The 1,208-nt window shown below is 45.3% G+C and carries 2 protein-coding genes; both read left to right on the top strand.

Going from position 1 to position 1,208, the window contains the following annotated elements; genetic code table 11:
* Positions 1-114 precede the first annotated feature (114 nt).
* Positions 115-678, top strand: a complete 564-nt coding sequence (locus tag R7127_RS26500) for a YqgE/AlgH family protein (protein ID WP_005461717.1) — start codon at positions 115-117, stop codon at positions 676-678.
* 48 nt (positions 679-726) lie between these two features.
* Positions 727-1,152, top strand: coding sequence for a Holliday junction resolvase RuvX (gene ruvX / locus R7127_RS26495; protein WP_005461715.1), 426 nt, complete (start codon positions 727-729; stop codon positions 1,150-1,152).
* Positions 1,153-1,208: the final 56 nt, after the last annotated feature.

Genomic DNA, 1,208 nt, shown 5'->3' with positions numbered 1-1,208 from the left:
ACTGAATATATAGTACAGTTATAGTAGAGAACCAGACATTATCTTAAGCAAACTCATGCACATAGTCGCGAGTTTGCTTAAGTGCATTTACGAGTCTTAAAGGTCGGTATGAGAATGAACCTCACAAACCATTTTTTAGTAGCCATGCCTGGAATGAAAGATCCGTATTTCCAGAATAGCGTTATCTACGTTTGTGAACATAACGAAGAAGGCGCTATGGGCCTGATGATCAACGCGCCTGTTGATATCACCGTTGGCAACATGCTCAAGCAAGTTGACGTGCAGCCTGTTCACCCGCGCCTGTTTGAAGCCAGCTTAGATAGACCCGTCTACAATGGCGGTCCAATCTCAGAAGACCGTGGTTTTATTCTACATAAACCGAAAGATTACTATGAATCCAGCATTCAAATGACCGACGACCTTGCTGTCACCACTTCGCGAGATATTCTTTCCGTATTGGGGACAGAGGCTGAGCCAAGTGACTATTTGGTTGCTCTTGGTTATTCCGGTTGGAGTGCTGGTCAGTTAGAAAATGAACTGGTTGAAAACTCTTGGCTAACCATCGAAGCCACACCAGAAATCATCTTCGATACGCCCATTACAGAGCGCTGGAAAAAAGCGGTAGAAAAGCTAGGTATCGACCCAAGCCAATTGTCGGCAGACGCAGGTCATGCGTAACGCAACCGCCTTCCTTAGCTTCCACTTCATTAAGATTTGAGACACTGTATGTCACGCACAATAATGGCCTTCGACTTCGGTACTAAAAGTATTGGTAGCGCGATTGGTCAAGAAATCACAGGCACCGCTTCACCACTGAAAGCGTTTAAAGCCAATGATGGCATTCCAAATTGGGATGACATCGAAAAACAAATTAAAGAATGGCAACCAGACTTATTGGTCGTAGGCCTGCCAACGGATTTGCATGGTAAAGATTTAGAAACCATCACCCCGCGAGCGAAAAAATTCGCGAAGCGTCTGCAAGGTCGTTATGGCTTGCCTGTTGAATTGCATGATGAGCGCTTATCAACTTCAGAAGCGCGTGCAGAATTGTTCAGTATGGGTGGCTACAAAGCCTTATCGAAAGGCAATATCGACTGCCAATCTGCCGTGGTCATTCTGGAGAGTTGGTTTGAAGCGCTTTGGGGTGAATAAACCTCGCAAGCACAATGAAAAAGGTTGGCAGAAGCCAACCTTTTTTGTGTCTTGAA

Source organism: Vibrio sp. 1159, from assembly GCF_033340395.1.
Lineage (GTDB): Bacteria > Pseudomonadota > Gammaproteobacteria > Enterobacterales > Vibrionaceae > Vibrio > Vibrio alginolyticus.
This window is presented reverse-complemented; position numbering and strand designations above follow the sequence as displayed.

What these genes read in the sequence shown, in the direction of transcription:
- R7127_RS26500 (WP_005461717.1), top strand. Translation starts at nt 115, where the DNA reads ATGAACCTCACAAACCATTTTTTAGTAGCCATGCCTGGAATGAAAGAT.
- ruvX (WP_005461715.1), top strand. Translation starts at nt 727, where the DNA reads ATGTCACGCACAATAATGGCCTTCGACTTCGGTACTAAAAGTATTGGT.